The sequence below is a fragment of the Streptococcus pseudopneumoniae genome (assembly GCF_038148955.1).
In the GTDB taxonomy this organism is placed as follows: Bacteria; Bacillota; Bacilli; order Lactobacillales; family Streptococcaceae; genus Streptococcus; species Streptococcus pseudopneumoniae_T.
Map to the genome: position 1 here is coordinate 134166 of NZ_JBBJZY010000001.1, position 26269 is coordinate 160434.

A 26269-nucleotide genomic window follows, 5' to 3' on the forward strand; every position below is an offset into this window, starting at 1 on the left:
TCTAAGACAAAGGTTTATTCCTCTCATAAGATTTTCGTTGTATATTATACTCTTCGAAAATCAAATTCAAACCGCGTCAGCGTCGCCTTACCGTACTCAAGTACAGCTTGCGGCTAGCTTCCTAGTTTGCTCTTTGATTTTCATTGAGTATTAGTTTATCACACTTCCAATCACTTGCATAATATATATTATATATCAGCTTGATAAAAATCATTTATAGGCAAAAAAATCACACGAGCTGTGTGATTTCATTATTTATCAAAATACTTTTTAGTCTCAGCAATAACGACTGGTGACAAGACTAAGAGGGCAATCAAGTTTGGCAGAGCCATCAAGGCGTTCACAATATCTGCGATAATCCAGACCATATCCAACTCAATAAATCCTCCCAGCAAGACCATGAGCACAAAAACCACACGGTAGAGCCAGATAAAGCGAACCCCAAAGAGGAACTCAAAACAGCGTTCTCCATAATAGTTCCAACCTAAAATCGTCGTAAAGGCAAATAGCACAAGGAAGATGGTCAAGAGAGCAGGCCCAAAGTGTGAAAAGACTGTTGAGAAAGCAGACTGAGTCAAGGCAACCCCATTCAAATCGCCACTCCAAACACCAGTTACCAAGATGGTCAAACCAGTCAGAGTACAGATAATGAGGGTGTCAATAAAGGTTCCTGTCATGGAAATCAAGCCTTGCTCTACTGGTTCATTTGTCTTGGCAGCTGCAGCTGCAATGGGAGCAGAACCCAGACCAGATTCGTTTGAGAAAACACCACGCGCCACACCATTTTGAATAGCCATCCGAACGCTAGCACCAGCAAAGCCACCTACCGCAGCAAGAGGACTAAAAGCTGAGGTAAAGACTAAAGCGATTGTAGCAGGGATTTTCCCGATATTAAAGAAAATAACTGTAAGAGTTCCCAAAATATAAATGATAGCCATAAAAGGAACAACAGTAGTTGAAACCTTTGAAATGGACTTGAGTCCACCAAAGACTGCAATCGCTACAAAGACAGACAAGACGAGAGCTGTGATGGCTGGCGAAACAGTCGTTGTATTTTGGATAGATTCTGTAATCGAGTTGACTTGGGTGAAGGTCCCGATTCCCAACAAAGCTACTAAGATACCTGCGATGGCAAAGAAGATAGCAAGTGGGCGCCACTTTTCTCCCATTCCTAGAAGGATATAGTGCATGGGACCTCCCGCTACTGCACCATGGTCGTCCTTGTTGCGGTATTTGATAGCCAAGAGTCCTTCCGCATACTTGGTAGCCATTCCAAAGAAAGCTGCCATCCACATCCAAAAGAGGGCTCCTGGTCCCCCCACCTTGATAGCCGTCGCAACCCCTATGATATTCCCTGTTCCAACGGTTGATGCCAAGGCCGTACACAGAGCTGCAAAACTGGATACATCGCCATGTCCCTTATCCTGGATAAAAATAAGCTGAAAGGCCTTTGGCAAACGCAAAACCTGCAAGAGTCCTAGACGGGCGGTTAGGTAAATCCCTGTTCCGACCAAGAGAATCAAGAGGGGCGGTCCCCAAGCAAAAGCATCAATTGATTTAAGCAATTCTAACATTTCCTTCTCCTATCTTTTCAACCCCAAAAGAAAGAGCACATGCAAGATACATGTACTCTGGAATGCTTAGATAAATGCTAAAAAGCGGTCTATCCTAGCTCTGTCCTTTTACCTGAGAGTTTGAGCAGTTACCTGCCTTGCCCCTTCGGTGCCTTTACGGTCTCTCCAGAGTTCCGTCCATTTACAGTCATGGAAAATCAAACGATTCCCCACTTCTATTAAACTTCATTCGGTGTTGGTATTTAATTGATTCTTATTTTACAAAAAATGTTGGCTTTTGTCAATGTGTTTATTAGTAAAACTTTATTCAACAGTTTTTACTGTGTAAAGTCCGAAATACTTCTATCCTTTAAAAGTGACAATAGTCGCACCACTGCCTCCAGCATTTTGCGGGGCATAGCCGAAACTCTTGACATGTTTATTTCTTTGTAGGTATTTGGTGACACCTTCACGGATGACACCTGTTCCGATACCATGGATGATATCGACTTGGGCCATATTGTTAAGCAGGGCTTGGTCGATAAAGGCATCTAGCTCATTCATGGCCTCTTCATAACGTTTGCCTCGAAGATCCAGTCTGGCTTGAGGTCCTCGTCCAGAAGTTCGTTTCACAACATTGACCTGTTTCTTCTTGACTTGCTTTTCTTGCTGGGCTTGAACAAGGTCAAACTCTTTATCCTCCAAGGTCATCTTAATCAAGCCAACTTGGGCTTCCCAGTGGCCGTCCTTGAGTTGACTGGTCAGGGTACCACGCTGTCCATAACTGAGAACAACGATATCATCTCCCACCTTTGGAGCACGTTTTTTCTTGGCCTTTTGAAGAACCTTATTTTTAGATAGATCTACTTTTTCAGGAGCCAATTTTTTCAACTTGCCCTTGGCTTCAATGATTTCATGAGGTTTGAGCTGGGACTTACTATGGAGATTTTTGAGAATCTGGTCACTTTCACTGAGGGCCATATCCACAATCTCAGCAGCTTGTTCACGCGCCTTATTGAGCTCCGTTTCCTTTTCACGATTGAGCTCATTATAGAGTTTTTTGAGCGCTCGGTTCATCTTGAGATTTTCTTGCTCCACCTCACGGATATTGTCCAAGCGTTTGCGACTCTCTAGCGTCTGCTCTTCCAGTTGTTCAATAATCCGATTGACATCATTGTCCTGATCGACCTGCTGGCTGGCATCCCCTACGATAACTTCAGATAAGCCTAGACGTTTGGCAATTTCAAAGGCATTACTTCGACCAGGAACGCCCTGCATAAAGCGATAGGTCGGGCGTAGAGTTGCAGTATCAAACTCCATGCTGGCATTTTGCACAAAGGCTGTCTCAATACCGTAGGCCTTGAGTTCGGGATAGTGGGTGGTCGCCATGGTCTTAACTTGACGCAGGCGAAGGTCCTCCAGAATAGCCATGGCGAGGGCTGCTCCCTCTTGGGGATCTGTACCAGCCCCCAACTCATCCAAGAGCAAGAGCGAATGCTGGTTGACCTTGCCAAGAATATCCACAATATTGGTCATATGGCTAGAGAAGGTAGACAAACTCTGTTCAATAGACTGCTCATCGCCAATATCGGCAAAGATTTCTTCAAAAATACCAACACGGCTTCCCTTATCTGCCAAAATCGGCAAACCGGATTGAGCCATAACCTGTGTCAAGCCCAGAGTTTTAAGCATGATGGTCTTACCACCTGTATTGGGACCTGTAATAACAATGGCTGTTAAATCTTGTCCAAAATGGACATCATTTGCGACAGCATTTTTAACCAAAGGATGGCAGACATGGAGCAGTTGAATTTCTTGATTTTCTGACAGCTGGGGAACAACTGCTTGTCTTTCTTGGATAAAGCATACCTTGGCACGAATCAAGTCCAGATGGCCGATAATCCAAGCATCGTTAGCAATCTCAGCAGCATGAGGGCTGACACGCTCAGAAATTTCTTGGAGAATTCGAAGCATTTCATAGCGCTCATCTGCCCGCAAACTAGCAATCTCTTCACTCAGTTTGACCACCTCACGGGGTTCGATATAAACGGTGTTTCCACTGGCAGAGATGTCATGAACAACACCTGCAATCTTGTTGCGGTAGGTGTTTTTGACTGGTAAAACCTGACGGCCATTTCTGCTGGCAACAATTCCTTCCGTCAACATCTGCGCTTTTTGCTTAAGCAGGTCCTGCAAGACATCGCGGACCTGACTTTCGCTATCATGGATTTTTCGACGGATTCGCGCCAATTCTTCACTGGCGAAATTTTCAATGAAACCTGCATCATTAAAGGCCTGAAGATTTCCTTGTAATTGCGGAAAATCATGTAATTTCTCAAACCAGAGGGCTAACTCTTCCAAGCTGACATTTTCCAGATTTGCATAAAAACTTTGCAGTTCTCGGCTGGACAGAAGCACGCGCTTCAAGAGGAGGAACTCCTCGATATTGAGGTCCGCCCCCATCTCCAACCGCTTGCAGACTCCTGCGATTTCCTTGGTTGCGAGAATGGTAAAATGCGGTTGCTCAACAAAAAGAGCCTGCATTTCCTTCATCTCAGCAAAAGCCTGTTTGATTTTATCCGCTTTAGCAGTCGGAGCCAACTGTCTCAATTGCTCCAAGCCCTGCTCGGTCAACAAATGAGGTTCAAACAAGGCCTTGACCTTATTGAACTCTAATGTTTCTAATATTTTTTTGTTCATCTTTATTTCCTTGTCTTTGAATGTCTATACTCTTCGAAAATCAAATTCAAACCACGTCAGCTTCGCCTTGCCGTATATATGTTACTGACTTCGTCAGTTCTATCTACAACCTCAAAGCAGTGCTTTGAGCAACCTGCGGCTAGCTTCCTAGTTTGCTCTTTGATTTTCATTGAGTATTAGGTGTAGTAACTTTTTACATTCAGTCAAATCTGTAAACAAAGGGCTAGGAAAATTCCTGCCCTTTTTATCCGATTAAATTTGTCACCCAGATTTGTTTGAGCCAACTGGTTGTTACCGGTATGCTCTGGATGATGTGTTTTGCGACGATACTCTTTTCAAGAGGATTTTGTATAGCTGCCATGGGGATGGTCGCCAAGATGGTCAAAGCCATTTGCAAGACAAATAAGGTCACCAACATGGACAAGACACCTGCTGAAACTTGGAACAACTTACCACCCAGTTTTTTACTAGGGATCAAGTGTAAGAGGAGACCAAGCAAACGACCGATGCTATAGACAATCCCAAATACAAGCAAGTAGCCGATACCTGCATAAAAGACCTTATCCAACTGAAAGAGTTGATCCGATGGGAAAAAGAAAGTTCCCTGACCTTCCTGTGGATTTGCATAAGGGAGCAGTAAATGGAATTGTTCTCCAAGCCCCTTGTAAAACTGGCCAGCCACAAAAGCCGAAGCCATGGCTGAAATCAGGTAATAAACTTGTAAGAGCAGGCCTCTCCGATAGCCAATATAAAATCCCCAAGCCAAGACCAATAGAAGAAGGAGTGAAATCATAAGGAATCCTCAATCTTGCTCTGTTCTTGCTTACAAGTCACAAGCTTGTGACGGAGTTCTTCTAACTCTTGCTCCTTATCGTCAAATTCAATCTCACGGCTGAGCTGAGTTGACAAACAGTTGACTGCCAACAAAAGAGCGATTGTTTCATCGTCTGCACTAGGCATTTGTTCTTTAATTGCTTGGTATTTTTCTGTCGCAACCTTGGCGATTTCCTCCATAAAGAGATTGTCATGCTCGCTTGTCAAGGTTAACGTTTTTTTCCCGAATGTAAATTTGAATCGATTTAGATTTGCCATAAAATTCACCTCACGATATTATACCAAAATTCGCTAACTTTGTCAGTTTTTACAAATTTGCCTGCTTTTATGGTACAATAGAAACTATGGCAAGTATAACACTCACACCAAGTGAAAAGGAGATTCAGGCTTTTCTTGAACACTATCAAAGCAGTCTGGCTCCTAGTAAGAATCCCTATATCCGCTACTTTTTGAAACTGCCTCAAGCAACGGTTTCTATCTATACTTCTGGAAAGGTCTTGCTTCAGGGTGAGGGGGCTGAGAAATACGCTCGTTTCTTTGGCTATCAAGCTGTAGAGCAAACCAGCGGACAAAATCTTCCTTTGATTGGGACAGATGAGGTAGGGAATGGTTCCTACTTTGGTGGGCTTGCAGTTGTCGCTGCCTTTGTCACACCTGACCAGCACGACTTTTTACGAAAACTCGGTGTGGGGGATTCTAAGACTCTGACCGACCAAAAGATTCGTCAGATTGCCCCTATTCTCAAAGAAAAAATCCAGCACCAGGCACTGCTTCTCTCACCAAGCAAGTACAACGAGGTCATCGGAGACCGCTACAATGCTGTTTCGGTTAAAGTAGCCCTCCATAATCAGGCCATATATCTCCTCCTTCAAAAAGGTGCTCAGCCTGAGAAAATTGTGATTGATGCCTTTACCAGTGCTAAAAATTATGACAAGTACTTGGCACAAGAGGCCAATCGTTTCAGCAATCCTATCAGCTTAGAAGAAAAGGCTGAGGGCAAATACTTGGCTGTCGCAGTTTCTTCTATCATTGCGCGTGATCTCTTTCTGGAAAATCTTGAAAATCTAGGACGAGAACTGGGTTATCAGCTTCCAAGTGGAGCTGGAACGGCTTCTGATAAGGTGGCTAGCCAGATTTTACAAGCCTATGGTATGCAGGGACTCAACTTCTGCGCCAAACTGCACTTTAAAAATACTGAAAAAGCGAAAAAACGCTTAGAAAGGTAAATTATGAATTCATTTAAAAATTTCTTAAAAGAGTGGGGATTGTTTCTCCTGATTCTGTCATTATTAGCTTTAAGCCGTATCTTTTTCTGGAGTAACGTCCGCGTAGAAGGACATTCCATGGATCCAACTCTGGCGGATGGTGAAATCCTCTTTGTCGTTAAGCACCTCCCTATTGACCGTTTTGATATCGTGGTGGCCCATGAGGAAGATGGCAATAAGGACATCGTCAAGCGCGTGATTGGAATGCCTGGCGATACTATCCGTTACGAAAACGATAAACTTTACATCAATGACAAAGAGACAGATGAGCCTTACCTAGCAGACTACATCAATCGTTTCAAGGATGATAAACTCCAAAGCACTTACTCAGGCAAGGGATTTGAAGGAAATAAAGGAACTTTCTTTAGAAGTATCGCTCAAAAAGCTCAAGCCTTCACAGTTGATGTCAACTACAATACTAACTTCAGCTTTACTGTTCCAGAAGGAGAATACCTTCTCCTCGGAGATGACCGCTTGGTTTCGAGCGACAGCCGCCACGTAGGTACTTTTAAAGCAAAAGATATCACAGGAGAAGCTAAATTCCGCTTCTGGCCAATCACCCGTATCGGAACATTTTAAGAGACCTAAGAGGCCGAGAATCACCAATCTCAGCCTCTTCTTCTATCGTGAGAATATGATTATTCGCTACCCAGTTTGATTAAGATAGAAACAAAGTTATACTCAATGAAAATCAAAGAGCAAACTAGGAAGCTAGCCGCAGGCTGTACTTGAGTACGGCAAGGCGAAGCTGACGTGGTTTGAAGAGATTTTCGAAGAGTATTAACTCTCACCTATTTATGCAAAGGAATCTTATGGAAGTTTATTTTTCAGGAACCATTGAACGGATTATTTTTGAAAATCCCAGCAATTTTTATCGCATCCTTCTCCTAGAAATCGACGATACGGACGCAGAAGATTTTGATGATTTTGAAATTATTGTCACAGGCACCATGGCTGATGTGATTGAGGGAGAAGACTATACTTTTTGGGGGCAAATTGTCCAGCACTCCAAGTATGGGGAGCAACTGCAAATCAGTCGTTATGAACGCGCAAAACCAACTAGCAAGGGTTTGGTTAAGTACTTTTCAAGTAGCCATTTCAAGGGAATTGGTCTCAAGACAGCTCAGAAAATCGTCGACACCTATGGCGACAATACCATTGACGAAATTCTGCAACACCCAGAAAAGCTAGAAGGCATCTCAGGGCTCTCTGCCAAAAATCGCGAGGCTTTCGTCTCCACTCTCCGTCTCAACTACGGAACGGAGATGGTTTTGGCCAAACTAGCCAATTACGGCATTCCCAATAAATTAGCCTTTCAGATTCAAGACTTTTACAAGGAAGAAACCCTTGATGTGGTTGAAAATTATCCATACCAGTTGGTCGAGGATATCAAGGGTTTGGGATTTACTATTGCTGACCAATTAGCGGAAGAACTAGGCATCGAAAGTCAGGCTCCTGAACGCTTCCGTGCTGGTCTAGTACATAGTCTTTTTCAGGCCTGTATGGAAACAGGGGACACCTATGTTGAAGCTCGGGATTTGCTAGAACAAACCCTTACTCTCCTTGAATCTTCTCGCCCCGTAGAACTGGATCCCAGCCAAGTGGCCCAAGAACTCTCCTACCTGATTGAAGAAGACAAGGTCCAGCAGATTGATACCAAAATTTTTGACAACAGCCTCTTTTTCGCTGAGGAAGGCATCCGCAGTCACTTGGTTCGTATCCTTGAAAAAGGAAAACAGAAGAGTCATGATTTAGAAAGCATTCAAAAACATATCGCTACTGTCGAGGAAGAGCTGGGGATTGAGTATGATAGCATTCAAAAACAGGCTATCTGTGACGCTATACAGAACAAGGTCTTTATCCTGACAGGTGGGCCCGGTACGGGTAAGACGACTGTTATCAATGGGATCATCGCTGTTTACGCCCTTTTAGAAGGACTTGACCTCAGGAAAAAAAGCAATTTACCGATTCTTCTTGCTGCTCCAACTGGCCGAGCAGCTCGGCGCATGAATGAATTGACAGGCCTGCCTAGTGCGACCATACACCGCCACTTGGGAATGACAGGCGACGATGACACCAGCCATCTGGAAGATTATCTGGATGCTGACTTTATCATCGTGGATGAATTCTCTATGGTGGATACTTGGCTGGCCAATCAACTCTTCTCCAATATCTCTTCTAACAGTAAGATCCTCATCGTAGGTGACAGTGATCAGCTACCTTCTGTCAGTCCTGGACAGGTTCTAGCGGATCTGCTTCATATTCCTTTGATTCCTCAGACTCGCTTGGAAAAAATTTATCGACAAAGCGAAGAATCAACCATCGTCACCCTAGCTAGTCAGATTCGACAGGGCATCTTGCCAGCTGATTTCACCCAAAAAAAAGCTGACCGTTCCTACTTTGAAATTGCTAGCGGCCATATTCCTGCCACTATTGAAAAAATCTTAGGTGCCGCCCTCAGAAATAGTATTCCTGCCCGTGATATCCAAGTTCTGGCTCCTATGTACCGAGGGACGGCAGGGATTGATGCTATCAATCAGCTCATGCAAGACCTGCTCAATCCCCCACAAAAAGATCAACTCAGTTTTGAAGCTCCTCAGTGCCACTATCGTAAGGGAGACAAGGTCATTCATTTGGTTAACGATGCTGAAATCAATGTCTTTAATGGGGATTTAGGAGCTATCACAGACCTGATTCCTGGTAAATACACCGAATCGAAACAAGACGAGATTGTCATTGATTTTGATGGTAATGAAGTCTCTTACCCCCGTAACGAATGGTACAAGATTCGCTTGGCCTATGCCATGAGTATTCATAAGTCTCAGGGAAGTGAGTTCCCAGTTGTCATCCTACCGATTACTAGTGCTAGCCGACGTATGCTGGAGCGAAATCTCATCTACACAGCCATTACACGTGCCAAAAGCAAACTCATCTTACTAGGCGAATTACAAGCCTTCGACTATGCTACCCAACACATCGGAACTGCCCGAAAAACCTATCTGATTGAACGCTTCAGTGATCTACTGGAGAATGTTGAAGAAAAGCAACAAGCTGTCTCTGAAACAGTCACATCAAGTGCCTCTGAACAATCCTACATCCTAACCGAAGAAAACTGGGACAGCATTCCAGCCATGATTGGGATTACAGACACAGACCTCAAAGAGATTTTTGGAAAATAGTGCATCAGAAAACCCACCAATTCAGGTGGGTTTTCTGTTTATTAAGATTATTTTACTGTTGCTGTGCTTGTGATCAATTCAACAGCTTTTTTGATAGTGATATCATGTTTCAACATGTCAGCTGAAAGCAAGTTTTGAACTTGTGCAACTTCCATGTTGTAGTCTGCTGCCAATTGCTCAACTTCTTTTTGTATTTCTTCTTCTGAAGCATCAAATCCTTCAGCTTTGGCAACTGCTTCGATAACAAGGTTAGTCTTAGTACGTGACTCAGCTTCTGCTTGGTATTGGTTGTGAAGGTCTTCTTGAGTAGTTCCAGTGATTTGGAAGTACATGTCAGGGTTGATCCCTTGACGTTGCAAGTTCCCAAGGAATTCATTTACTGAACGGTGAACTTCTTCGTGGATCATTTCTTCTGGAAGTTCTACGATTTCAGCATTTTCTACAGCTGTATCAATTGCTGCACCTTCAACTGCATCTTTGTAAGCTTCTTCTTTAGCTTCAGCTAACTCTTTGCGGTATTTTTCTTTCAATTCAGCAAGTGTTTCAACTTCTTCGTCGATGTCTTTTGCAAGTTCATCATCAAGAGCTGGAACTTCTTTAGCTTTTACTTCGTGGATAGTTGTTACGAATTTAGCTTCTTTACCTGCAAGGTCTTCTGCTTGGTAGTCTTCTGGGAATGTTACAACTACATCAACAGTTTCGCCAGCTGAGTGACCTACCAATTGGTCTTCGAAACCAGGGATGAATTGACCTGAACCAAGCCCAAGTGAGAAGTTTTCACCTTTTCCACCGTCAAATTCAACACCGTCAATAGAACCAACGAAGTCGATGACAACAGTGTCTCCGTTTTCAGCAGCAGCTTCTTTGATAACCAATTCAGCCAAGTTGTTGCGTTCGCGTTCGATACGCTCTTCAACGTCAGCATCAGTTACTTCTTTTTCTACATCAACTGATACTTCAAGGTTTTTGTAGTCACCCAATTTTACTTCAGGTTTTGTCACGACTTCAGCAGTGATAACCCAGTCTTGACCTTTTTCCATTGAAGTTACGTCAATTTTTGGTTGAGCAACCACTTCAAGACCAGCTTCTTTTACAGCTGCTTCATAAGCGTTTGGCAAAAGAGCGTTCATAACGTCTTGGTAAAGTGACTCTTCACCAAATTTTTTGTCGAAGATAGGACGTGGAAGGTGACCTTTACGGAAACCTGGAACATTAAGAGATTTCTTCACTGAGTTGAAGACACGATCCAATTCTGGTTTGATTTGGTCTTGAGAGATAGTGAAAGTCAAGACACCACGGTTTGTTTCTTTGTTTTCAAATGATACAGACATTCTGTCATTTCTCCTTAAAATTTTTTAAATACAGTCTATTATAACATAAGCGAGCGACTTTTTTCAAGTAATGACTGCGCTTTTCAATGATGCTAGAGGTACTTACTCGCTTCTTTGATACTAAATTAAGTCATTTCTCCAACATTATTTTATATAACTACTAAAACTCTTCATGCCCCACCAAGTGGTGCTGAAAGGCATAGACTGCAGCCTGGGTACGATCGCTGACTTCAAGTTTGGAAAGAATGTTGGACACATGGGTCTTGACCGTCTTGAGAGAGATAAAAAGTTCGTCTGCGATACGCTGATTTTCGTAGCCCTTGGCGATGAGTTGGAGTACATCTCGCTCACGCGCAGTCAGGTCCTCATGTAGTTCTATGTGATTGCGGTGATATTCGACCTTCTTGCTGACCTCCTGCTCAATGGCCAACTCGCCAGCAGCCACCTTACGGACGGCATGAAGTAATTCGTCAGCACTAGAAGTCTTGAGCATATAGCCCCGAGCACCCGCATTCAATACTGGCATGATTTTTTCATTGTCCAAATAAGAGCTCACAATCAAAATCTTGGCTTCAGACCATTCTTTGAGGATGGCCAAGGTCGCGTCAATTCCATTCATTTCAGGCATGACGATATCCATGACAATGACATCTGGACGCAGTTCCAATGCCAACTCAATGCCTTGAGACCCATTAGCCGCCTCACCCACAACTTCTACATCGTCTTGGAGGTCAAAATAGCTTTTCAAGCCCAATCGTACCATTTCATGGTCATCTACTAGTAAAATTCTCATCTTTACTCCTTTATCATTCCTTATCGAGCAGGGGAATACGGATATCAACCGCCAGCCCTTGCTTGGGAGCTGTCAATAACTGAACCGTCCCTGCCATATCTTCAACCCGCTCCTTGATATTGCGTAGTCCATAATTCAAGTCATCTAAACTCCCTAACTGGAAACCAATCCCATTGTCCACCACCTTCAGTTGCAATTCAAAATCCGTCTGATAGAGATAGACATCCAAACAAGATGCCTGGGCATGACGGAGGGTATTGCTGATCAACTCTTGCAGGATACGGAAGATATGCTCCTCAATCTTCTTGGGCAATTTCGTTACATTTTGCTTAAGACTAACTTTGAGGTCACTCTTGTCCTCAAGCTCTTTTAAGAGGATTTGAATTCCCTCAACCAGACTCTTCTGCTCCAGTTCGACAGGCCGCAAATGCAAGAGCAAGACCCGCAAATCCTTCTGGGCTGTTTCTAAAATAGCTGTGACACTCTGCAACTGGGTCTGCATCTTTTCTCTATCCAATTTCAAAGCCTGCTGACTAATACCCGATAAAATCATGTGGGCCGCAAACAACTCCTGACTGACCGTATCGTGCAAATCCCGAGCAATTCGCTTCCGTTCCTTCTCGATGATTTCCTCTTCCTGAGCAAGACTCTGATTTTCAGCTTTTTGAAGAGCCTCCGTCAAAAGGTTAAGTTTACCTGACAAGGACTTGAAACTGACATCCAAATCTGGATCTGCAACCTGAACCACTTCTTGCCCTGCCAACAAACGCTTGAGATTGGCCTGCATTTTTCTTAGAGAAAGCTCTTCAACACCTCTCCAAAACAGGGCTAAGAGAAAGGTCATGGACATGCTGAATACCAACAACAAAAAGATAAATTTTTCTGTTTTTTCGACATCGTGCAAGAAAATAGACCAGTCAAAGTCAAGGATGTCCAGCAAGCTGTGGGAGAAAAATAAGACAAACAGGATAGAGGTGAGAGCAATCATTACATAGGCTTGTTTTTTCATCCTCTAACCACCTCCACATCCCCAATCATAGTGGTCAAGAAAATCTTGACACTCTTGTTACTCTTGAGATAGTCTTTAGTTTCTTGATGATAGTGTTCATTGCGGAGGGCTCGCTTGGGCTGGTTGAAAAAAGTCAAATCACCATAGAGACAGTTAACGCTGAGACTAACTTCTACATCTACGGGCACAATGATTTTAGTTGTTCCTACCATCTTTCTGAGGATAATGACATTGTCATGATTGGTTAAGATGACCCTCTCCAGATGAATGGTGTCCTTACCCATGAGGCGAAAAAGATTGATATCATCAAACTGGCAAGTCTGGTAACTTGAAAAATGATGAAGATTAGCAAACCAACGATTTTTCTCCTTCTTAACCATTACCACCTCTTCAAAAACCAAATTGGTCTGCTCTTTTTCCTGGTTCATCATCGGATAAAGAAGAAAGAGGCTATAGATGACCGCAACAAAAATAGCTAGAATCACAAAAGGATTGAGCATGACGATGAAAAAGAAGAGAATGGTTGCCACCACTAATAGAAGGTTATTCCCCTCTTTACCAGTGTAATAGCGAATCAAAAGCAAAAAGAGGAATAGAATCAGCAGAAAACGCGAAAAATGCTCTGATACCATCAAAATCAGAGCTCCTGTCAACAGACAGGCTTCGATAAATAAAAAGATTTTAAATTTTCTCATAGGTTCATCCTCTGCTTTCTATTTTATCACAATTCAAAAAAGTCACCTCGGTCTGAAGATGGAAAAAAGGCGGTGGTTACGCCTTTTTCATCTGATCTTTTGCTTCTTTTAATTTTCCATAAAGAAGATAGTCTACTTTTTGCAGATCTGCTATGGTGGCACAATTAAGAGCACACATGATTAAGCGTAGATCTTCTTTCCAACCTTGGACAATGCTGATTACTTCTTCAACTGAATAGTTTTCAACCAATTCCAGAACGGTTCGTGACAATCCTACAGCCTTAGCCCCAAAGACCAAGCACTTAATCATATCCAGCGGATTCCGAACGCCACCACTGACCAAGAGTTCAACCTTGTCTTTCCAGTCTTGGGCATTGAGAAGGGCTTGCATGGTAGACTGGCCCCATTGATTGAGATAATCACGCTGACCACTGCGACGGTTTTCAATATAGGCAAAGCTGGTGCCACCACGGCCTGACAGGTCAAAGGCTCGAACGCCCAATTCATAGGCTCTCTCAATGGTCTTCACATCCATTCCAAAGCCGACTTCCTTTAGGACAATCGGAACAGGGATTTGCTGGCTATAGTCTGCCAGATGCGATTGCCAGCTTCTGAACATTCTTTCTCCCTCTGGCATGAGCAATTCCTGCATAACATTAACATGCACTTGCAAGATAAGAGGATTCATTTCTTCTACAGTCTGAAGGCCTAACTCAACAGGCTTGTCCAATCCAATATTGGTTCCAAGAAGGAGATTTGGATGATTAGACTTGACAGAAAAAGAGTCATCTGTTGAATCTTTGAGGGCTGCGCTATAAGATCCCGTCACAAACAAAATCCCACAGGCGTCCGCCACCTGAGCCAACTTTTGATTGATTTCTCTTCCCTTATCGCTTCCACCCGTCATGGCATTGATATAAAAAGGAAAATCCCACTTTCGACCAGCAAATTCTGTCGACAGATCGATTTCATCCAGATCGTAAAGAGGCAAGGAAGAATGAATCAACTCCACCTCATCAAAGCTATTATAGGAACTTTTCTGCTCAAGGGCATAGCGGATGTGCTCATCCTTACGATTTGTCGTCATGTCCTATCCTTTCTTGATATAAGAGCTCAATCCCCAGATCAGCCCAACGATTTTTTAAGGTTTCAGTTGATTGCTCATCAAAACTCAAGGCAATCCCACAGTCACCACCACCAGCACCGCTACTCTTGGCAACGGCTTGCAAACCTTGGCTGGCTTCTTTTAGCTGTCTGAGCAAAGGCGTATAAATATCTAAACTCAAGCCTTCTAAGAGCTGACTGGCTGTTTCTACCTGCTTGATGATTTCTTCTGCATTCCCCTGCTCCAAGGCTTCTACCAAAGCAGATACCGTTGCTTTTGAGGAACTTAAAAAATTCTGGTCTATGTTTTGCTTGATTTGCTGGACCATGTGACTCGATACAGCCACTTCCTTGGTCCATCCCACTAAGAAATCACATTCTAAAGTTGGTTTCACTTGTGAAATTGAAAAGCCCCAATCACGCTCTAAAACTTTCGCCAAGTTTTCTTCTTTTAGCCAAGCAGCCACCTTCTGGCGATCAAATGACTGGTAAAGAACCAAATCCTCAGCCACAATACAGGCAAGGTCTCCCATAGAACCATTGTCTCCTCGCTTGAGCAAGACAGCGCTAGCCAACTTGAACAAGAGCTCCTGATCAACTGAAACATCATACAGAGCCAGTAAAGCCTTGACAACCAAGACAACGACGCTGCCACTAGAGCCTAAACCAAACTTTTTCCCTTCTCTTTCCATTTTTCCTCGAATCTCTAGAGAAAAAGGTCGCAAGGTCTGTCCACGATAAACGAGGAAATCTTCCACTAAAGCAATCGTTTCTTGAATCAAGCTATAGTCAGGATTTGGCGTCATGTCCACTGCGAAATCAAACATATCCGAATAGATACGATAACTATCAGAAAAAGCAATCTCGCCCCTCATATAGATGGGAATGGCCTTTATCAAGGCCAACTGCCCTGGTTCTAGAATAGCATATTCACCTGCCCAATAGAGTTTTCCGCAAGTTTTAACAGCAATCATCTTGGCTCAAATCCTTTGTTTTTGACACGATCAAGCGATAACGTTGACCGAAGATTTCAGATAAATGCTCCAAGTCTTTCTCTTGACAGAGGACCTTGACATTTGGACCAGCATCCATGGTAAAGTAGCAAGCTTCCCCTTGCTCACGGAGCTGGCAGACAAAGTCCATGGCTTCATAGCTTGCATCTGTCAGATAAGAAAAGGCTGGTGATGCTGTTTTGGTTGTAGCGTGCATAGCCAGAGCATTTTTCTCCGTTAATTCCCCAACCTTAACAAAGTCATTTTCCTTGAGATAAGCCAGCATGTCCTGATAGTCCTTCTCAGACTGCCGCACCCAGTCATCAAAGGTCGTCGATGTTTCCACACAAAGTTTCATCCCGTCACGGCTAGAGATTGGTTTTTTCTTGTCCTCTAGCACCAACATAATCATGGCTAGCTTCAGGTCTGTCTCTATCGGATAAATTTCCCCTCTATCCTTATCCCAAGCACCTAGTGGTCCATAGAAACTCCGAGAAGAAGAGCCTGAGGCAAACTTAGCCTCCTGTGCCAACTGGCTCCGAGTCAATCCAAGCTGAAAATAAGCATTACAAGCCTTGACCAAGGCAGACAAACCACTAGAACTTGATGACAAGCCCGCTGCGGTAGGCATATTGTTTTGAGTATCTATACGGACAAAGCCCTCACCTTCTGGACGATAGCGGTCAATTATCTTGCTCATCTTAGCATGCTCCACCTCATTTTGTAACTGACCATTGATATAAAATGCATCAGCCATCGCATCCGTCGGTAGAGGCGACAAGGTCGTCTCTGTGTACATATTTTCCAAAGTCAAAGAAATACTGCTAGTAGCAGGAACCATCTCTTTTTCTTTTTTCTTTCCCCAATATTTGATAATAGCAATATTTGCGTAGGAACGTACTGTTACAGGCTCTCTATCCATGTCTGAACAGCTCCTTTCTCTTCTAATCTTTCTGCTAGTTCTTGTGCGTGTGTCAAATTATCTGCCAAGGCTATGATACAGCCTCCTAGCCCACCACCGCTCATCTTGGCACCTAAAGCACCATGGTTAAGAGCCGCTTCAACCAAAGAGTCTGCCTCAGGGCTACTGACACCAATTTCTTTTAAATGTAAATGCGCTTGACTGAGAATTTGCCCCAATCCGTCAGCATCTTTTTGTGAAATCGCTTCTTCTGCCTGCTGGGTCAATTCTCCCAAGGCATGTAAAAACGGTAGGGCATCCTTACCCTTGCTCTGAACCACTTGGATGGCTTCACGAGTGTGACCATACACGCCTGTATCAGCAATGACTAAATAGGCTGATAGATACATCTCAAGCTCTGTAAATCCTACATTCTTGATAAAGCGAATAGGCTGGTCACTGAGACAGGTCTTGGCATCCAAACCACTAGGATTCATATGGGCAATCATCTCAGCCCGATTAACCAAGATTTCTAGTACATCATGAGGCAGGTCTGCATGATAGTAGTCAAAAACCGCACGAATAGCCGCTATGCTGATAGCAGCTGACGAACCCATTCCCCGTTTCTCAGGGATAGCCGAGTCAATCTCACAGCGAATGCAGGCTTCTTTGATATCCAAATACTCCAGCGAAGCATAAACTGCCATGGACAAGGTATCCTCCTCATAAAGACGCCAAGGACTTTCAGCAGGAACCACCTTACAAGTCACCTCCACCTCCAAAAGAGGCAGGGAAATGGCAGGATAACCGTAAACGACCGCATGCTCCCCTATTAAAATGATCTTACTATGTGCCTGACCGACACCAACTTTTTTTGTCATATTTTCCTTTTACTAGACGAAAAAGCCGTCTCATACTCAATGAAAATCAAAAAGCAAACTAGGAAGCTAGCCGCAGGCTGTACTTGAGTACGGTAAGGCGACGCTGACGTGGTTTGAAGAGATTTTCGAAGAGTATTATTTTTTCCTACAAGTATTTATTCTCTCCTATCTATTTTATTATATTTTCACAAAAAAAGCGATTGTTTCCTTCACAATCGCCTCTTTCATTATAGGGATATATTTCCATCATTTCATTATTTAAATGATTTCTAACATATCCTATTCTTCTCGTTTTTTAGGAAATACCGTCAAAGCACCTAGGATAGATAAGCCACCTAGAGCTACCAACCATTCATCTTGTTGACTACCTGTCTGAGGTAATTCATCCTGCTTGTTCACTCCAATACTTCCTTGATTCCAATTCTCTGAAGGAGTTGGTGTTGGTTGAGGTACTGGTTGGGGATTAGGTTGCGAATCTGGTTGGGGCTCGGGTTGTGGGGTTGGCTGGGGTGTCGGTTGGGGATTAGGTTGCGGTTCTGGCTGGGGTGCCGGTTGGGGAGTTGGTATCGGAATTACATTAATTTTTTCTTTCCAAATTGCATAAACAGTTATATCTTCAGTTATTTTTGTTTCCCCTGTAAACACTGTTCCGGAACCGTCAGCCTTAGTATTCCATTCTTTAAATTTATAGACTTTTCCTGTTAACGTTATATCCTCAAGGTTATCTGGCATTGTATCTCCAACAACTTCTTTTGTTGGTTTAATCCCATCTTTCAACTCATCCGTTTGAATAGCTTTATTATGTTCTACATTTACTGTTCCTAAATCTTGTTCCGAATCATCATTATATTGATTTGTATTTTTATTAAAACTTACTTTGTTAAATTCAAAATTTAATGATACTAATTTACCTCTTGTTTTTGGAATCGCTTGTGGACCCCCTAAGCTAAAACCCCAAAAACTAATTGGTCCATATAACTTAGCCCATCCATCAATATATCCATTTATTTCTAATGGTTTAGTTTCTTTTTTAGCGATTTTTAAGATTTCTTCTTTAGAAACAGAAAAGTTATCATCTTTATTCGAAATTAACTCCATATCACTTGATGCAGTAGCTAAAGGAACATTCTCCTGCATATTTTCAATTCTTCTAATTCTTGTTCTTAAAATAAACTCATTATCGATTAAATCTCTTGTATTAAATTTCACTTTCGAATTTGGAGTATCTTTGCTTATCTCAAAAGTCGCTGCTATCTTATTTTTATTTTTATCTAGTATCATATGTGGTTGGAATGAATATGATTTCAAATCGAAATCCAATTCATCCGCCAACTTAATTCTCTTATCTAATTGAACATGCAAATCAACATAAGTATAATCTTTGTTCGTTGGATCTGCTAACTTATCTGCATCAGTTGTTGGATAGTGTTCTGCTGTCCCTGGTTGGAAATAATGCGAAGGACTATAACGAACTACCGCTGTTGCAAAGGGATCTAGAGAAAATGATGCTCCAAATTTCAAATTGTTTACTGTTTCTTCTCCAACATAATAAGTTATTTCTCTTTTATCTTTGCTCTCTGTATTATTTTTTACATTAATTTTATTATATGCAGTTTCCTCTGATGAAATATTTTTATTTATTTCAAGTTTCCCTGTTAGGTGACTATTTAATCCTAAAACCGTAGCTGACGATAAATATACGGCATATACCTTTTCCCCACCTTTAAGTCCTTCAGGAAATAAATTTTTTATAGGTTCATTTTTATAAACCATTATTTGTCCATCACTACCATCATAATACTTAACATTTGAAAATCCTTGGAAATAAGCTTTTGTTCTTCCACCACCTGAATCTCCAGTATTAGCTTTATTACCATCAACATCCGTATGATCTAATGTTTCATCTTCACCTGTAAATTTTACATCTGTATTCCCATGATTGGTAACAAATGTGACCGTTCCATTATAATTATTTTTTAATTCACGTCTATTTCTTGTATGAGAACTTTCTCTAGTTGAGGTTGACGTTGGTACAGAATTAGTTGTGTTGTCTGCTGCTGGTGGTTCTGGCGTATCTGCTCCACCTGTTGGTCCTGTTGCACCTGCTCCATCTGATGTTCCTGTTGTTGCTGATCCACCTGTTGGTCCTGTTGTTGCTGATCCACCTGTTGCTCCTGTTGCTGCTGATCCACCTGTTGCTCCTGTTGTTGCTGATCCACCTGTTGCTCCTGGTCCGTCCGCTTGAACAGTCGTCACGCCAGTTGCAAAAAATAACACCGAAGCCACTGCCACACTAGCTACTCCCAAATGATGTTTTCTAATAGAATAGCGTAAAACTTTTTTCCCGTTTTCTTCACATTTTCTTGACTTAAAGTTCATTTTCAACCTCATTTCTTTTTTACAAATGGGTACTTATACCCCCCCCCTTAAATATTTAAGTATTTAAAGAAGGTTCGATTTTTAAGCCTAAAATTGTAATTGTTATGATGCTTTCAAAAAAACACTTGATATTACACTAACATTATATACCTTTTTCTAAAACATGTCATGTAAAACTGGGCAAAAACTCAATTTTGTTAAAAATAAGTAAATAAGTAAATCTTTCCACAATAAACCGCATATTATCAAGGTTTTGCCAATTTTTTTGACGCCTGATAATATGCGGTTTTCTGATTTTAAAAACTTTTTATCCAGTATCACTTCGTGAAACTGCACTCTTACTTAAAATTTATCTCAAGTTGCAAAATCCTATCATTATTTACCGAACCCATTCGCCATTATAGTTGACAGAATAACCATCTACAGTCGTATTCACTGCCAAAGCACCTGAGCTATAGGCGTAGTACCATTTACTACCGACCTGGAACCAACCAGTGACCATAGCTCCTGATGAACGGAGATAGTACCACTTGTTGCCAAGGTATTGCCAGCCTGTTTTCATATCGCCATTTGACTGGTCTAAGTAATACCAAGTTGAGCCTTCCTGATACCAACCAGTTGCCATAGCTCCTGATGAACGGAGGTAGTACCACTTGCTACCGAGATATTGCCAGCCAGTTTGCATTATAGCACTTGTTGGATCGAGATAGTACCAAGTTGAATTATCATTGATCCAACCCGCACGTCTTTCACCCCCAAGGTAGTCTTTTCCTGAAGAACCTATTTTTGCTAGGTAATACCAGTTGGACTGATCATAAAGCCAACCTGTTTTTAAAGAATGGTCTTGATCAAAGTAATAATTTGCTAATTTAAGAACTTCTAAACCTTCAAAGCCTTCACCATGTTTTTTGCCAACATTTAACGAATCCTTGACTTCTAATTGTTTCCAGCCAACAAATTCTTGTAGGACCCCATCTTGTCCAAAGTAGTACCACTTCGGTTGAAGGGCAATTTCGAAAACTGGTCGATTATCAAATAAATCATCACGATAACCTGTCCCAGGGATTTCTAAGTATTGCCAACCGACTACCATTTCTCCACTATCACCAAAATAGTAGGTTTTACCGTCTATTTTATGCCAATAGATTGCTTTATGGTCATCTTTTATATAATATTTTCTATTATCCTTATCAACAAACTGTCCACCTGTAGTATCCGCCAATACTGTACTTGTCGCTAGCAAACCAAAGAAAAAGACTGCTAATGCGATTGGCATCAATTTTTTTATTATTTTCATTAGATGTATCCTCCATAACTGATTGTAGCAAATACAAAATCGTATGTCAACATATATAAAAACTCATATAAAAAGCAGTTACACAACTGCAACTGCTTTTCTATTCTTGCATGGTGTAACCGACACCACGAACGGTTTTAATGTAGCTTTTCTGACCTTTTACATCCAGCTTGCTACGTAAATAACGGATATAAACATCCACGATATTTGTTTCGGTCGCACTTTCATACTTCCAGACACTTTCCAACAACTGCTCACGAGTTAACACTTTCTTACTTCCCATAAGAGTAGCCAAAAGGTCATACTCACGACGAGTCAGAGCAATCATCTCCTCGCCACGATAAACGGTATGATGTTCTACATCCATACGCAGATTGCGGTAAGATGTTGGAACCTTCATCTGACTACAGTGTTGGTCGATGAAGTCCCGACCTCGGAAAATCGCTGAAATACGATCTACCAGATTATCAATGATTACTGGCTTATAGATGTAAGAAACGGCAAAGCGTTGGATTGTCTCAAGCTGGTCTTGCAATTCTTCACGATGGTCCAAGACCATGATGATTGAAGCTGGCTTAGTCCGACTCAGCCTATCTGCAAAATCCTGGGCTGTCATATCCCCCAGACGAGCATTCAATAAAATCAAGTCATAGTCTGTCTGAAGAGCCATGGAGAGGGCTTTTTGCCCCTCCTCAACCTGATCAACTCGGTATTGCTCTTTTTGGAGTTCCAAACTTAAAAAATGAGCTAGATTTCGTTCTTTCTCAAGTAATAAAATCCGTTTCCCCATGGCAGACCTACTTATTTTTCGTCATACCAAGAGTAGTGGAATGTTCCTTCTTTGTCTTTACGTTGGTAAGTGTGGGCACCAAAGTAGTCACGTTGCGCTTGGATCAAGTTAGCTGGAAGGTCAGCTGAACGGTAGCTATCAAAGTAAGTAATAGCTGCTGAGAAAGTTGGCACTGGTACACCAGCTTGAACAGCAAGAGCTACGATGTCACGCACTGCTTGTTGGTACTTAGCAGTAACATCCAAGAAGTACTCATCCAAAAGAAGGTTAGCAAGGTCTGCATCACGGTTGTAAGCATCTGTAATCTTTTGCAAGAAACGAGAACGGATGATACAGCCATCACGCCAGATAGATGCGATGTCTGCAAATGGCAAGTTCCAGTTGTTTTCTTTAGAAGCTACACGCAATTGAGCAAAACCTTGTGCGTATGAAATGATTTTTGAGAAGTAAAGGGCTTGACGGATTTTTTCAATCAACTCAGCCTTGTCTCCTTCAAATTTGAAGGCAGCTGGTTTTGGAAGAACCTTGCTAGCATGCACGCGTTCTTCTTTGTAAGTTGAAATGTAACGTGCAAATACTGACTCAGTAATGAGTGACAATGGCACACCCAGATCAAGTGATGATTGGCTAGTCCATTTACCAGTTCCCTTGTTACCTGCAGCATCAAGGATGTAGTCTACGATTGGTCCATCTTGACCTTCATCGTCTTTACGGCTCAAGATGTCAGCTGTGATTTCGATCAAGTAGCTGTCCAACTCACCCTTGTTCCATTCAGTAAAGATTTCAGCCATATCTTCTGCAGAAAGACCTAGCAAGTGTTGCATCAAGTCATAGCTTTCTGCGATCAATTGCATATCCCCATACTCGATACCGTTGTGAACCATTTTTACATAGTGACCAGCTCCATCAGGGCCGATATAAGTCACACATGGTTTGCCATCTTCTGGTGCTTTAGCTGAGATTTCTTCAAGAACGTCAGCAACCAATTCGTAGGCTTCTTTTTGTCCACCAGGCATGATAGAAGGACCTTCAAGGGCACCTTTTTCACCACCAGAAACCCCAGTACCGATAAAGTTGATACCTGAGTTTGCCAATTCTTCATTACGACGGATGGTATCTTTGTAGAAAGTGTTTCCTCCGTCAATTAAGATGTCGCCCTTATCAAGGTGTGGAAGAAGGGCTTGAATAGTCGCATCTGTACCAGGTCCAGCTTGAACCATGAGCATGATACGACGAGGTTTTTCGATTGAGTTTACAAAACTTTCAACGTCATAGCTTGGTACAAAGTTCTTTTCAGGATGGCAAGCAATTACATCTTCAGTTTTTTCTTTACTACGGTTGTAGATAGCAACTGTGTAACCACGTGATTCAATATTAAGGGCAAGGTTACGACCCATTACGGCCATACCTACGACACCAAAGTTAGCTTTTGTCATTTGACACTCCTCTTGTTTGATTTGTTTTATTTTATCATTTTTACTTTTGAAAAGAAAGAATTTTGTAACGACTGCTTAGTAGTCCAAGTCATCCGCATGACCAGCTCCATTTCCGACAAAATATCCTGTCTTACAGTTAAGTGTAAAGAGATAGGTTCCATCTGGCTTGTAGAGGTTGTAATAACCATTGCCGTTAACGATATTGACACGTTCAAGGATATATTGGTCTCCAGTGATATAGCCACGTGAACGTGAAGTCGCTAGAATTTGTTCCAAGACGCCATCCGCAAAATCCCAAGCAGAGTTGTTACTATCATCAATAGCAGACTGATTATAGGCAACACGACTGGCACTTCTTTGAACAGCAACCCCCGCACTTGATAGACCCATATTGACTTCACTGCGAGTACTTCTAGTTTCATTTGATCCCGTATTTGAACTACTTGGGCTTGTCTCACTAGTCGTATTTGAGCTTGTTTGACTTGAACTTGAGCTACTAGTTTGACTTGAACTTGAGCTAGAGCTAGAAGTACTTGTTTGCTGGCTCTTACCAAGGCTGATAGCCTTATCTAGCACTTTATCAAGCTCCGTATTTCCAGTTTTAATATCTGTAAATTTAGCATCCGATTTGGCTTTGGCTTTGGTATCCAAGACACCATCCACAATAGCTGGTTTTTCAAATTGTGCATTGACATCTTGAATGGCCTTGATTTGCGTTGCTAGACTATCATACTTCGATTTGGCAAGCGTATGTTCACGACTACCTTCCAGCTTATCAAGTAATGTCTTGAGTTGACTTAGTTTATCAAACTGGCTATTTTTCAAAGCCGTTTTATTGCTGTCTGTGTAAAAGGCGTCATAAAGTGTATTAAAATCATCCACATCTGATTGATTGGCTGTAGTTGATTGAGAAGTTTCAATTTCCTTGGTCGAGCGATTCACTTGACGATAGACATAATAAGCACTGACACAGATAATCACTGATACAAGCGCCAAAACGGTCAAAACAAAGCCTTTTTTGCTTTTCTTATCTGAGTCCTCTTGTTCCAGACGAGAAAGGTTTTGCTCCTCTTCCACTTCTTCAGTCATTTCTGTTGGATTTTCATCCTCTAGCAATAGAGGATCCAAGCCTTGCTCCTCATCGTCCAGAGGCAAGGGTGGTAAAATGTCTTCAGAAGATGGAACTTCCTCCAAAGAGGCTTCTGACTCCTCTACAGCCTCACGCATCTCTTGAATTAAATCATCCAGACTCTGAGTTTCAACTAACTCCTCTTTTTTGTATTGGCGAGTCGCAAACTTATCCGCCTCAATTTCATCTCTGTGTTGCTTAACATACTTGTCCAAAATGGAATCCTCAGGCAAGACTCCTGCTTCCACTTCTTCATTTTTACGAATAGCTTGACCAACTGTTAGCTCTTTTGCTTCATCAAAATCAAATTGCGGTTCTTGACCTTCTTTTTTATGACGATTTCGTCTTTTTTTACTCATGAGTATCCCTTTCTATTTTACCTCTTGCCGTTTGACACGCTGACCAAAATATTGATACAGATCCACTTTCAAGGTTCCGTTGTATAACTTACGCTTCTTATCTGCTTGGCTACCATACTTGCTTTCAAAGGCTTCATCACTAGTCAGGATAAATTTGCTCCAAGTTTTCAGTGGTGCAAATACTTGCCCCATCTCAGCATAGAGCTTGGTCACCCCTGCATCATCTGACAAGCGTTCACCATAAGGCGGATTGGAAATAATCACACCATTGATTTTATCGGAACGCAAATCCTGCACGCGCATCTGCTTAAAGGTAATATCTCCTGCAACACCAGCTGCCTGAGCATTGGCCTTAGCAATTTCCACCATGCGAGCATCAATATCACAGCCCATGATATCCAGTTCCAGCTCACGATCCACTTTCTTAGCTGCTTCTGTGCGCACTTCCTGAATCAAGCGATTGCTAATCCAGTTCCATTCCTCAAATGCAAAAGAGCGACGAAGACCAGGCGCCATCTTTCTGGCAATCATGACAGCCTCGATACAGAAAGTCCCCGAACCACAGGTCGGATCAATCAAAGGCTTATCTGGATACCAGTTAGAAAGTTGTAAAATAGCTGCTGCCATGTTTTCCTTGATAGGAGCGCCACCCTTTTCGGTACGATAGCCACGTTTAAAGAGACTGGAGCCTGTCGTATCAATCATGACAGTTGCCACATCTTTGAGAATAGAGACCTCAATCTTAAACTCTGGGCCATTCTCCATCAAAGGAACCCCTTCTGGGCGAGCATAGTGTTTCTGCAATCTCTTGACAACAGCTTTCTTAGAAATAGCCTGTACACTTGGCTCATTGTGAAGTTTGGACTTAACACATTTGGCTTTTGAAATCGGGAACCGAGCTCCAAGTGGTAAATAATTTTCCCAGTCTAAAGCGAAAACTCCCTGAAACAACTCTTCAAAAGTCTTAGCTGGGAAGGTTCCTACGATAATTTTGATACGATCTGCTGCCCGAAGCCAAAGGTTGGTTTCGATAATCGCTCTCACGTCTCCTTGAAAACGAACACGTCCATTTTCAACCTGACAATCGTAGCCCAGCTCTCGTACTTCTCGTCCTACAACAGCTTCAAGACCTGCTGCCACAGTTGCAATTAAATTAAATTCTTTTTTCATGTTACAGTCTTGCAAGACCTTTCTATATGTCCACTTTAAAAAATGAGGTTGAGAAAATTTCTCAGCCCCAACCTATATGCAATTTTCTATAAGCCATGTTTTGTTCCAGAAGTGACTAGGACCACTTCCTTCGATAATCATCTGTCTACCACTAACAGCTCTAGCTGATAGCAGTCAGAATACTACGTTCGTTTCCGCGTACTCCATGCCCCGACCAAAATTTGGGTTGCTAGCTTGAGGGGTTTACCGCGTTCCACTCTCTCTGTTTCCAGAAAGACTCCGTCACTGTGGCACTTTCAAGCCTACTCTGACCTATCCAAGGACTTAGCCATTTCAACTGCCGTAACGATTTCTCGTCCCTAGGCTTATGGTTTCGCCTAGCACAAACACTACAGGCATCACAGCCTGTGCTAGCATGGACTTTCCTCATGAGAAGCAATTCTCCTCACGCGATTATCCAAAAATTGCATGT

The 26269-nt window shown here is 42.3% G+C and carries 21 protein-coding genes, 1 other RNA gene and 1 riboswitch; of the genes, 3 read left to right on the plus strand and 19 right to left on the minus strand.

Annotated features, from left to right (window positions below):
• Positions 1-251 precede the first annotated feature (251 nt).
• The 4 genes from WKI23_RS00680 to zapA all read right to left on the minus strand — a co-directional run bounded on the left by WKI23_RS00680 (position 252) and on the right by zapA (position 5345).
• The gene (locus WKI23_RS00680) at positions 252-1574 is read right to left on the minus strand and encodes a sodium:alanine symporter family protein (RefSeq protein ID WP_368078599.1); all 1323 of its coding nucleotides are present in this window, start codon (positions 1572-1574) and stop codon (positions 252-254) included.
• Positions 1575-1664: 90 nt separating this feature from the next.
• Positions 1665-1753, minus strand: a riboswitch (glycine riboswitch).
• A 163-nt stretch (positions 1754-1916) separates the two neighbouring features.
• On the minus strand, positions 1917-4253 hold the full coding sequence (locus tag WKI23_RS00685) for an endonuclease MutS2 (protein WP_368078600.1): 2337 nt from the start codon (positions 4251-4253) through the stop codon (positions 1917-1919).
• A 244-nt stretch (positions 4254-4497) separates the two neighbouring features.
• A complete protein-coding gene (locus tag WKI23_RS00690; protein WP_368078601.1) occupies positions 4498-5046 on the minus strand; it encodes a CvpA family protein in 549 nt (182 codons plus the stop codon).
• Positions 5043-5345, minus strand: coding sequence for a cell division protein ZapA (gene zapA / locus WKI23_RS00695; RefSeq protein WP_000002023.1), 303 nt, complete (start codon positions 5343-5345; stop codon positions 5043-5045). The genes WKI23_RS00690 and zapA overlap by 4 nt, the downstream gene beginning before the upstream one ends.
• Positions 5346-5431: 86 nt before the next feature.
• On the opposite strand from zapA, the gene rnhC reads away from it, so the two are divergent.
• The 3 genes from rnhC (at position 5432) to recD2 (ending at position 9531) form a co-directional block, all read left to right on the plus strand.
• Positions 5432-6313, plus strand: a complete 882-nt coding sequence (rnhC, locus tag WKI23_RS00700; RefSeq protein ID WP_368078602.1) for a ribonuclease HIII — start codon at positions 5432-5434, stop codon at positions 6311-6313.
• A 3-nt stretch (positions 6314-6316) separates the two neighbouring features.
• A complete protein-coding gene (gene lepB / locus WKI23_RS00705; protein WP_368078603.1) occupies positions 6317-6931 on the plus strand; it encodes a signal peptidase I in 615 nt (204 codons plus the stop codon).
• Between the two features lie 233 nt (positions 6932-7164).
• On the plus strand, positions 7165-9531 hold the full coding sequence (gene recD2, locus WKI23_RS00710) for an SF1B family DNA helicase RecD2 (RefSeq protein ID WP_368078604.1): 2367 nt from the start codon (positions 7165-7167) through the stop codon (positions 9529-9531).
• 47 nt (positions 9532-9578) lie between these two features.
• Here the strand turns inward: recD2 and tig are convergent, their stop codons facing one another.
• The 15 genes from tig to rnpB all read right to left on the minus strand — a co-directional run bounded on the left by tig (position 9579) and on the right by rnpB (position 26262).
• Positions 9579-10862, minus strand: coding sequence for a trigger factor (gene tig, locus WKI23_RS00715; protein WP_368078605.1), 1284 nt, complete (start codon positions 10860-10862; stop codon positions 9579-9581).
• A 160-nt stretch (positions 10863-11022) separates the two neighbouring features.
• The gene (locus tag WKI23_RS00720; protein WP_368078606.1) at positions 11023-11655 is read right to left on the minus strand and encodes a response regulator transcription factor; all 633 of its coding nucleotides are present in this window, start codon (positions 11653-11655) and stop codon (positions 11023-11025) included.
• A 13-nt stretch (positions 11656-11668) separates the two neighbouring features.
• Positions 11669-12664 (minus strand): sensor histidine kinase, encoded by a 996-nt coding sequence (locus tag WKI23_RS00725; RefSeq protein ID WP_368078607.1) that lies wholly within the window; start codon positions 12662-12664, stop codon positions 11669-11671.
• Positions 12661-13359, minus strand: coding sequence for a cell wall-active antibiotics response protein LiaF (gene liaF, locus WKI23_RS00730; protein ID WP_368078608.1), 699 nt, complete (start codon positions 13357-13359; stop codon positions 12661-12663). The genes WKI23_RS00725 and liaF overlap by 4 nt, the downstream gene beginning before the upstream one ends.
• 76 nt (positions 13360-13435) lie before the next feature.
• Complete coding sequence (gene fni / locus WKI23_RS00735) at positions 13436-14446, minus strand: type 2 isopentenyl-diphosphate Delta-isomerase (RefSeq protein ID WP_050106032.1); 1011 nt, start codon at positions 14444-14446, stop codon at positions 13436-13438.
• Positions 14430-15437 carry a phosphomevalonate kinase gene (locus WKI23_RS00740; RefSeq protein ID WP_050106031.1) on the minus strand — a complete coding sequence of 336 codons (1008 nt, stop codon included), beginning with the start codon at positions 15435-15437 and terminating at the stop codon, positions 14430-14432. Before WKI23_RS00740 ends, fni begins: the two co-directional genes overlap by 17 nt.
• On the minus strand, positions 15424-16377 hold the full coding sequence (gene mvaD / locus WKI23_RS00745; RefSeq protein WP_368078609.1) for a diphosphomevalonate decarboxylase: 954 nt from the start codon (positions 16375-16377) through the stop codon (positions 15424-15426). Before mvaD ends, WKI23_RS00740 begins: the two co-directional genes overlap by 14 nt.
• Entirely contained in the window at positions 16359-17237 is an 879-nt protein-coding gene (gene mvk / locus WKI23_RS00750) for a mevalonate kinase (RefSeq protein ID WP_368078610.1), read from the minus strand. Before mvk ends, mvaD begins: the two co-directional genes overlap by 19 nt.
• A gap of 279 nt (positions 17238-17516) precedes the next feature.
• Positions 17517-19616, minus strand: a complete 2100-nt coding sequence (locus tag WKI23_RS00755) for a YSIRK-type signal peptide-containing protein (protein ID WP_368078611.1) — start codon at positions 19614-19616, stop codon at positions 17517-17519.
• A 379-nt stretch (positions 19617-19995) separates the two neighbouring features.
• Entirely contained in the window at positions 19996-20913 is a 918-nt protein-coding gene (locus WKI23_RS00760; RefSeq protein ID WP_368078612.1) for an N-acetylmuramoyl-L-alanine amidase family protein, read from the minus strand.
• A gap of 100 nt (positions 20914-21013) precedes the next feature.
• Positions 21014-21703: a response regulator transcription factor gene (locus tag WKI23_RS00765; protein ID WP_368078613.1), complete on the minus strand. Its 690-nt coding sequence runs from the start codon at positions 21701-21703 to the stop codon at positions 21014-21016.
• An 11-nt stretch (positions 21704-21714) separates the two neighbouring features.
• Entirely contained in the window at positions 21715-23139 is a 1425-nt protein-coding gene (gndA, locus tag WKI23_RS00770; protein ID WP_000158778.1) for an NADP-dependent phosphogluconate dehydrogenase, read from the minus strand.
• 75 nt (positions 23140-23214) lie between these two features.
• A complete protein-coding gene (mapZ, locus tag WKI23_RS00775; protein ID WP_368078614.1) occupies positions 23215-24627 on the minus strand; it encodes a cell division site-positioning protein MapZ in 1413 nt (470 codons plus the stop codon).
• A gap of 12 nt (positions 24628-24639) precedes the next feature.
• Positions 24640-25797 (minus strand): class I SAM-dependent RNA methyltransferase, encoded by a 1158-nt coding sequence (locus WKI23_RS00780; protein ID WP_368078615.1) that lies wholly within the window; start codon positions 25795-25797, stop codon positions 24640-24642.
• 84 nt (positions 25798-25881) lie between these two features.
• Positions 25882-26262, minus strand: an RNA gene (rnpB, locus tag WKI23_RS00785) — RNase P RNA component class B.
• Positions 26263-26269: the final 7 nt, after the last annotated feature.

Excerpts from the sequence above, each read along its gene's own strand:
- WKI23_RS00685 (WP_368078600.1), bottom strand. The coding sequence starts at position 4,253 with ATGAACAAAAAAATATTAGAAACATTAGAGTTCAATAAGGTCAAGGCC.
- gndA (WP_000158778.1), bottom strand. The coding sequence starts at position 23,139 with ATGACAAAAGCTAACTTTGGTGTCGTAGGTATGGCCGTAATGGGTCGT.
- fni (WP_050106032.1), bottom strand. The coding sequence starts at position 14,446 with ATGACGACAAATCGTAAGGATGAGCACATCCGCTATGCCCTTGAGCAG.
- liaF (WP_368078608.1), bottom strand. The coding sequence starts at position 13,359 with ATGAGAAAATTTAAAATCTTTTTATTTATCGAAGCCTGTCTGTTGACA.
- recD2 (WP_368078604.1), top strand. The coding sequence starts at position 7,165 with ATGGAAGTTTATTTTTCAGGAACCATTGAACGGATTATTTTTGAAAAT.
- zapA (WP_000002023.1), bottom strand. The coding sequence starts at position 5,345 with ATGGCAAATCTAAATCGATTCAAATTTACATTCGGGAAAAAAACGTTA.
- mvaD (WP_368078609.1), bottom strand. The coding sequence starts at position 16,377 with ATGGATAGAGAGCCTGTAACAGTACGTTCCTACGCAAATATTGCTATT.
- WKI23_RS00690 (WP_368078601.1), bottom strand. The coding sequence starts at position 5,046 with ATGATTTCACTCCTTCTTCTATTGGTCTTGGCTTGGGGATTTTATATT.
- WKI23_RS00765 (WP_368078613.1), bottom strand. The coding sequence starts at position 21,703 with ATGGGGAAACGGATTTTATTACTTGAGAAAGAACGAAATCTAGCTCAT.
- tig (WP_368078605.1), bottom strand. The coding sequence starts at position 10,862 with ATGTCTGTATCATTTGAAAACAAAGAAACAAACCGTGGTGTCTTGACT.
- WKI23_RS00740 (WP_050106031.1), bottom strand. The coding sequence starts at position 15,437 with ATGATTGCTGTTAAAACTTGCGGAAAACTCTATTGGGCAGGTGAATAT.
- lepB (WP_368078603.1), top strand. The coding sequence starts at position 6,317 with ATGAATTCATTTAAAAATTTCTTAAAAGAGTGGGGATTGTTTCTCCTG.
- WKI23_RS00780 (WP_368078615.1), bottom strand. The coding sequence starts at position 25,797 with ATGAAAAAAGAATTTAATTTAATTGCAACTGTGGCAGCAGGTCTTGAA.
- mvk (WP_368078610.1), bottom strand. The coding sequence starts at position 17,237 with ATGACAAAAAAAGTTGGTGTCGGTCAGGCACATAGTAAGATCATTTTA.
- mapZ (WP_368078614.1), bottom strand. The coding sequence starts at position 24,627 with ATGAGTAAAAAAAGACGAAATCGTCATAAAAAAGAAGGTCAAGAACCG.
- WKI23_RS00755 (WP_368078611.1), bottom strand. The coding sequence starts at position 19,616 with ATGAACTTTAAGTCAAGAAAATGTGAAGAAAACGGGAAAAAAGTTTTA.
- rnhC (WP_368078602.1), top strand. The coding sequence starts at position 5,432 with ATGGCAAGTATAACACTCACACCAAGTGAAAAGGAGATTCAGGCTTTT.
- WKI23_RS00720 (WP_368078606.1), bottom strand. The coding sequence starts at position 11,655 with ATGAGAATTTTACTAGTAGATGACCATGAAATGGTACGATTGGGCTTG.
- WKI23_RS00725 (WP_368078607.1), bottom strand. The coding sequence starts at position 12,664 with ATGAAAAAACAAGCCTATGTAATGATTGCTCTCACCTCTATCCTGTTT.
- WKI23_RS00760 (WP_368078612.1), bottom strand. The coding sequence starts at position 20,913 with ATGAAAATAATAAAAAAATTGATGCCAATCGCATTAGCAGTCTTTTTC.
- WKI23_RS00680 (WP_368078599.1), bottom strand. The coding sequence starts at position 1,574 with ATGTTAGAATTGCTTAAATCAATTGATGCTTTTGCTTGGGGACCGCCC.